The 6,779-nt window shown below is 76.1% G+C and carries 5 protein-coding genes; 1 reads left to right on the top strand and 4 read right to left on the bottom strand.

Annotated features, from left to right (window positions below; translation table 11 throughout):
- Positions 1-95 precede the first annotated feature (95 nt).
- The 3 genes from SM793_RS36070 to def form a co-directional block, all read right to left on the bottom strand.
- Positions 96-1,463: an RsmB/NOP family class I SAM-dependent RNA methyltransferase gene (locus SM793_RS36070; RefSeq protein ID WP_413816112.1), complete on the bottom strand. Its 1,368-nt coding sequence runs from the start codon at positions 1,461-1,463 to the stop codon at positions 96-98.
- A gap of 332 nt (positions 1,464-1,795) precedes the next feature.
- Positions 1,796-2,743, bottom strand: a complete 948-nt coding sequence (gene fmt, locus SM793_RS36065; protein WP_320443366.1) for a methionyl-tRNA formyltransferase — start codon at positions 2,741-2,743, stop codon at positions 1,796-1,798.
- A gap of 130 nt (positions 2,744-2,873) precedes the next feature.
- Positions 2,874-3,419 (bottom strand): peptide deformylase, encoded by a 546-nt coding sequence (gene def, locus SM793_RS36060; RefSeq protein ID WP_320443365.1) that lies wholly within the window; start codon positions 3,417-3,419, stop codon positions 2,874-2,876.
- A gap of 242 nt (positions 3,420-3,661) precedes the next feature.
- Here def and SM793_RS36055 point away from each other — a divergent pair, with 242 nt between their 5' ends.
- Positions 3,662-4,333, top strand: coding sequence for a hypothetical protein (locus SM793_RS36055; RefSeq protein WP_320443364.1), 672 nt, complete (start codon positions 3,662-3,664; stop codon positions 4,331-4,333).
- A 172-nt stretch (positions 4,334-4,505) separates the two neighbouring features.
- Here SM793_RS36055 and SM793_RS36050 read toward each other — a convergent pair whose 3' ends face one another.
- The gene (locus tag SM793_RS36050; protein ID WP_320443363.1) at positions 4,506-6,647 is read right to left on the bottom strand and encodes a primosomal protein N'; all 2,142 of its coding nucleotides are present in this window, start codon (positions 6,645-6,647) and stop codon (positions 4,506-4,508) included.
- Between the last annotated feature and the right edge of the window lie 132 nt (positions 6,648-6,779).

Genomic DNA, 6,779 nt, shown 5'->3' with positions numbered 1-6,779 from the left:
CCCCCCCCCCCCCCCCCCCCCCCCCCCGGCTGTTCCTCCGCCTACGCCTACGCCTCCGCCGCCCCCGGTGCCTCCGCCCGCACCTCGCCCGACCGCTACGCCGTGCGGCGCAGCAGGGCCAGGTACATCGCGTCCGTCCCGTGGAGGTGGGGCCAGAGCTGGACGTCGGGGCCGTCGCCGAGGGCCGGCACGCCGGGCAGCAGCGGTCGGGCGTCGATCCACTCGACCCGGCCGCCCTCCTCCCGCAGCACGTCGTCGACGACCGCCGTGGTCTCCGCGAGGTGCGGCGAGCAGGTGGCGTAGCCGACCACGCCGCCGACGCGGGTGGCCTCGACGGCCGAGCGCAGCAGATCGCGCTGGAGCGGCCCGAAGGCGGCGACGTCCGCCGGCCGGCGGCGCCAGCGGGCCTCCGGCCGGCGGCGCAGGGCACCGAGGCCGGAGCACGGCACGTCGACGAGCACCCGGTCGAAGCCGCCGGACTTCCAGGCCGGCCGGGTGCCGTCGGCGGCGATCACGGTGTACGGGCCGGGGTTGCCGGCCAGGGTGCGGGCGACCAGCCGGGCCCGGTGCGGCTGCTTCTCGCTGGCGACCAGCGCGGCCCCGCGTTCCGCGGCGAGCGCGCCGAGCAGCGCGGCCTTGCCGCCGGGGCCGGCGCAGCCGTCCAGCCACAGCCGGTCCGGGCCGTCCAGCGGTGCGGCGGCGAGGGCGAGGGCGACCAGCTGGCTGCCTTCGTCCTGGACCCCGGCCCGGTTGTCCTGCACGGCCGCGAGCGAGCCCGGGTCGCCGCCTTCGGCGAGCCGGAGCGCGAACGGGGACCAGCGGCCCGGATCGGCCTCCGGCAGGGCCTCGGCCAGCTCCTCGACGGCGATCCGCCCGGGCCGGGCCACCAGGGTGACCTCGGGGCGCTCGTTGTCGGCGCGGAGCAGTTCCTCCATCGCCTCGCGCCCGGCGGCGCCCGGCTGCCAGCGGCCGAGCGAGTCCCACAGGGCGGCGACCACCCAGCGCGGGTGCGAGTGCACGACGGCGAGGTGGTCCTCGGCGTCCTTGTCGTACGGCGGGGCGACCTGCTCCAGCCAGGTGTCCAGGTCGTGGGCGCTGATCCGGCGCAGCACCGCGTTGACGAACTTGGCCTTGCCGTCGCCGAGCACCGCCCGGGCGAGTTCGACGGTGGCCGAGACGGCGGCGTGGGTGGGGATGCGGGTGGTCAGCAGCTGGTGGGCGCCGAGCGAGAGGACGTCGAGGACCGGCGGGTCGACCTTGCTGAGCGGGCGGTCCACGCAGGCGGCGATGACCGCGTCGTAGGTGCCCTGGAGCCGGAGGGTGCCGTAGAGCAGCTCGGTGGCGAGTGCCGCGTCGCGCCGGTCCATGCCCTTCTGCTCGGCCTCGCGGAGCAGCGAGGGCAGGATCAGGTTGGCGTAGGCGTCGCGCTCGTCGACGGCCCGCAGGGCGCGGAAGGCGACCATCCGCGCGGGGTCCTTCTTCGGGCGCCGGTGCGGGCGCGGGGCGCGCTTTCCGCCGGACGCGCCGGACGCGCCGGAGGTGGTGCCGGAATTGCTGTGGGGCGTGCTCATGGGATGTGCCTCAAGGTGCTACGGAAGTTATGTCGTGATCTCTCGAACAGTAACGCGAAAAGCGAACCGGCTCAGCTCGCGCCGCTCCCGAACGCGCTCCCGAACGCCCCTCGCCGGGGATGTCCGGGTGTCCGCGCTCCGGGCGTCGGCGCGCACTTGGCAAAGTGCACTTTGCAAAGTCCTCACGCACTTTGCAAAGTGCACGCCGACCCGCCCGGCCAGGCTCATTCCGCGGGGCGCTCGCCCAGGCGCTCGCCGGACTCGATCCGCGCGCCGCGCGCCCAGTCCGCCGCCCGCATGGCCTTCTTGCCCTGCGGCCGCACCTCGCCCAGCTCGACCTCGTGGCTGCCGGTGCCGACCCGGACGCTGTTCTTGCCGACCGCCAGCTCGCCCGGGGCGAGCGCGGCGGAGGCCGGCACCAGGGTGACCGGGCCGGTGACCTTGAGCCGCTCGCCGCGGAACTCGGTCCACGCGCCGGGGGCGGGGGCGCAGCCGCGCACCACCCGGTCGACCCGCAGGGCGGGCGCGGCCCAGTCGATCCGGGCGTCCTCGACGGTGATCTTCGGGGCGAGGGTGATGCCCTCGGCGGGCTGCGGGACGGCGTGCAGGCTGCCGTCCGCAATGCCGTCCATGGTGGCGGCGAGCAGCCGGGCACCCGAGTGGGCGAGGCGGCCGAGCAGGTCGCCGCTGGTGTCGGCCGGGCGGACCTCCTCGGTGATCACGCCGTAGACCGGGCCGGAGTCCAGGCCCTGCTCGATCAGGAACGTGGACGCGCCGGTGACCTCGTCGCCGGCCATCACCGCGTGCTGGACGGGCGCGGCGCCGCGCCAGGCGGGGAGCAGCGAGAAGTGCAGGTTGACCCAGCCGTGCTTCGGGATCTCCAGCGTGCCGGGGCGCAGCAGGGCGCCGTAGGCGACGACCGGGCAGCAGTCGGGCGCGAGCTCGGTGAGCCGGGCGACGAAGTCGGGGTCGCTCGGCTTCGCCGGCTTGAGGACCTCGATCCCGGCCTCCTCGGCGCGCTGGGCGACGGGGCTGGCGACGAGCTTGCGGCCCCGGCCGGAGGGGGCGTCGGGGCGGGTGACCACCGCGACGACCTCGTGCCGGTCGGAGGCGAGCAGGGCGTCCAGGGCGGGAACGGCGACCTCGGGGGTGCCGGCGAACACGAGGCGCATCAAGTGCCTTTCTGCAGCGCGGAGTTGACGTCGATCGAGGAAGATCGAGGAAGATCGGGGAGGATCGGGAAGATGGGGAACGGCCGGGCAGGCGCTCGGCGCGCCGGGCCGCGGGTACGACGGGCTCAGCTCAGCGCGCCGCGCCGAAGGTGCTGTGCGGGGAGACCTTGACCACCGGCACCGGACCGGAGCCCCAGTCCGTCTCCCGGATCGCCCGGAGCGCGGCCTTCCGCTGCTCCGGGTCGAGACGGTCGATGAAGACGATGCCGTCCAGGTGGTCGGTCTCGTGCTGGATGCAGCGGGCCAGCAACTGGGTGCCCTCGACGGTGACCGGGTCGCCGTACATGTTGAAGCCGCGGGCGACCACCCCGTACGCGCGCCGGGTGTCGTAGCGCAGGCCGGGGAGCGAGAGGCAGCCCTCGGGGCCCTCCTGCTCCTCCTCGCTGAGCGACAGGTCGGGATTGATCAGATGCCCGGTGACGCCGTCCACGTGGTAGGTGAACACCCTCAGCGAAATGCCGAGTTGAGGCGCGGCCAGACCGGCGCCGGGGGCGTCGAGCATGGTCTCGGTGAGGTCCCCGACCAGGGTGCGGAGTTCCTTGTCGAAGGTGGTGACGGGCTGGGCGGTGGCACGCAGGACGGGGTCTCCGAAGATTCGGATCGGCTGGATCGCCACGGGCACGGGCTCCTTGTCCGTCGGGGTGCCGGCTGCTGGAAACGAGCGGGCCGGGCAGTGTACGCGCGGCCGTCGGCAAGTCTATGCAATCCGCCCGCACGAGGTTCTGGCATATCCCGCTAGCCCTGCCTGCGTGACCCCGGCGGCCGGTCCGGCGTTGGTCAAGGGGGATTGACCGTGGCCGGAGCGCGCGGGAAGGGCGCTCCGGTCGAGTGAACCGTACGGAAGGCGGCACGTAGGCCATGGCCGAGCAGATCAACCACGACGCCCGGGCGCGGGCGAGCCTGCACCTGTTGGTGCGGGACATCGAGCGGGTGAGGCGGCAGGTCGACGCGCTGCGGACGCTCACCGCCCAGTTGGGCAACGTCTACCGCCCCCGTCGCCCCAGCACCTCCGCGGGCTTCGTGGTGTACGGACGAGCCCCCGCGCCGACGGTGCGGCTGGCGCAGGAACTGCGGGAGAGCGTGGAGACGCTGGTGGCGGCGGCGGTCGAGTTCGACCGCGCGCTGGGATTCTCCTGGGACTCGGTGGGCTCGGCCCTCGGGGTGACCAAGCAGGCGGTGCACCGCCGCTACGGCATGCGCCGGCCGACCGGCGAGCTGCTGGCGGCGAGCGGCGCGGTGCCCAACCCGAGCCGCCCGGACCGCTCCGAGGAGCTCTCCGGCCACTCGGCGCCGCACCCCGCGACCCACACCCCGCAGCACGCCGCGGCCGGCCACCCGCCGGCCCACACCAACCCGGCCCACACCACCCCGGGCCACACCGCCCCGGGCCACCCGGCGGTGGAGCGCGACCGCTCCCCCGCCCCGACCGGCCTGGCCACGACCGTCCCGGCCGCCCGCCAGGGCGGTCTCGACCGCACCGCCCTGGACCGCAGCGCGCTCGACCGCTCCGGCGTCCCCCTGCGCGGCTGACGCACCACCCGGACGCCGGGTGAGGGCCGCGGACGCACGAACGCCGCGCCCGCCCCTCACCCGCTGTCCGGCACCACCACCGAACACACCACCGAACCGCCGAACGCACCACCGCACTGCCGGACGCACCACCGAACCGCCGGACCGCCCCCTCCCAGCCGATTCAGCCGATTCAGCCGATGTCCGTCGGATCGATCCGCACCTTCACCACCTCCGGCGTCCGCAACGCGATCCGCGCGATCTGCGCCGCCTTCAACGCCGCCGCCAGCGCCGCCCCCTGCCCCGGAGGCACCCGCAGCAGCGCGCGCTCCTGCTCCTCCCCCCGCAGCGCCGCCACCGGCACCGGCCCGAGCACATCCGCGTCCGGCGGCAGCCGGACCAGGCTCAAGAGGTCCGCCACCGCCGCCGGACTCCCGGTCACCGAGGCCATCCGGGCCACCGGCGGGAAGTGCAGCTGCACCCGCTCGTCCAGCTCGAACCCGGCGTGCCCGAGCGGGTCCCAGCGCACCAGCGCCTGTACCGGCCGCGCGGTCGGCTCGGCGACCACCACCACCGTCCCGCCCTCCCCGGCCGGCCGGACCAGCGCGGCGGCGGCCACCCAGAGCCGCAGCGCCTCCTCCCCGGCCCGCAGGTCGGGGCGGCCGAGCAGCGCCCAGCCGTCCAGCAGCAGCGCCGCCGCGTACCCGCCGCCGCTCTCGACGACCGGCTCGGCCCCGGGCGTGGAGATCACCAGCGCCGGCTCGTCGGGCACGGTGGCCAGCACCGCGTCCCGCCCGGAGGTCCGCACCGGGACCCGGGGGAACGCCTTGCCGAGCTCCTCGGCCGTCCGCCGGGCGCCCACCACCTGCGCCCGCAGCCGGAACGACCCGCACTCCGGGCAGTGCCAGTCCCGCTCCTCCTCGCCGCACCACCCGCAGCACAGGGGCGCGTCGGCCCCGGCCGCCTCCAGCGGGCCCTCGCAGCGCCGGCAGCGGGCGGGCGTGCGGCAGCGCCCGCACGCCAAGCGGGGGACGTAGCCGCGCCGGGGCACCTGGATGAGCACCGGACCGCCGGCGGCCAGGCCCTCACGGGCGGCCTCCCAGGCGATCGAGGGCAGCCGGGCGGCCTGCGCGGCGGCGTCCCGGTGCTGGTCGAGGTCGGTGACGGTGCGGACCCGGGGCGCGGTCCGGCGGACGGTCTCCCGGTCGGCGGTCAGCGCTCTGGCCCATCCGGTCCGCACCAGCTGGGCGCCCTCGACGGTGACCACGTGCCCGCCGAGCAGCACCGCCGCGCCCTCCTCGGCCGCGCGCAGCAGGGCGACCTCACGCACGTGCGGGTGCGGGGCGCGCGGGTCGCAGTGGCTGGAGTCGCCGTCGGACCAGACGACCACGAGCCCGAGGTCGTGCACGGGCGCGAACATCGCCGCCCGGGTGCCGACGGCGGCGCGCACCGAGCCCCGGCTGACCGTGAGCCAGCGCCGGTAGCGCTCGCGCGGGCCCAGGTCGGCGGCCAGGACGGCGTGCCGGCCCTCGCCGAGCAGTTCGGTCAGGGCCCGGTCGACCCGGGCCACCGAACGGCCGTCGGGCAGCACGACGAGTGCGCCGCGCCCGCTCGCCAGGGTGGCCGCGACGGCCCGGGCGATCTCGTACGGCCAGCCGGGGCCGGGCAGGGCCGTCCAGACCGCGCGCGGCGCCCCGCCGCCGGCCAGCGAGGCCAGGAAGTCCGGTCCGGCCGGGTAGCGGGTCCAGCCGCCGGGCTCGGGCGGGTCCGGGCGGGGCGGCGCGGGCGGCGAGGGCTCGGCCTCCGCCTTGGCGTGCCGGGGCGGCACGGCGAGTTGCAGGACGTCGGCGAGGGTGCCGGCGTACCGGTCGGCGACGGTGCGGCAGAGCCGGAGCAGTTGCGGGGTGAGCACCGGCTCGGGCGAGAGGACCTGCGCGAGGGGGGCCAGCGGCCCGGAGAAATCGCTCTTCTCCAGCCGGGCGACAATGAATCCGTCGTGCAGTTCCCCGCCCTCGCGCTGGCCCTTGACCACCCGCGCGCCGAAGCGGACCCGGACCCGGACACCGGGTTGGGCCTCCTCCGCCATCGCGGCAGGCACTTCGTAGTCGAAGAACTTGTCGATGGTGAGCACGCCCTTGTCGACGACCACCCGGGCGACCGGCAGGTGCTCGGCCCGCTTGGCACCCCGCCAGCTGCGCGGCTTGGCCCGCCGGACCGTCTCCCGGATGAACGCCAGCTGCTCCGGCGCCCCGCCGCCCTCGCCCGCCACCTCCCGGCCCTCGGCCTCCTCGCCCGCCACCCCGCCGTCCTCGTCACTCCCCTGCCTGCTGCTCATCGCACCCAGTCCTACCAGGTCCCACCGACAGAACAGCAGCAGGTCCAGCGACGAAACGGCAGGTGGTGGCCGCCCGGCGTGCCGGACGGCCCCCCCCAGCCGGCAAACGATCAAACCATAAGATGAGCCGAT

The organism is Kitasatospora purpeofusca, from assembly GCF_034043715.1.
In the GTDB taxonomy this organism is placed as follows: domain Bacteria; phylum Actinomycetota; class Actinomycetes; order Streptomycetales; family Streptomycetaceae; genus Kitasatospora; species Kitasatospora purpeofusca_A.
This window is presented reverse-complemented; position numbering and strand designations above follow the sequence as displayed.

Excerpts from the sequence above, each read along its gene's own strand:
- SM793_RS36070 (WP_413816112.1), bottom strand. The coding sequence starts at position 1,463 with ATGGTCGCCTTCCGCGCCCTGCGGGCCGTCGACGAGCGCGACGCCTAC.
- fmt (WP_320443366.1), bottom strand. The coding sequence starts at position 2,743 with ATGCGCCTCGTGTTCGCCGGCACCCCCGAGGTCGCCGTTCCCGCCCTG.
- SM793_RS36055 (WP_320443364.1), top strand. The coding sequence starts at position 3,662 with ATGGCCGAGCAGATCAACCACGACGCCCGGGCGCGGGCGAGCCTGCAC.
- SM793_RS36050 (WP_320443363.1), bottom strand. The coding sequence starts at position 6,647 with ATGAGCAGCAGGCAGGGGAGTGACGAGGACGGCGGGGTGGCGGGCGAG.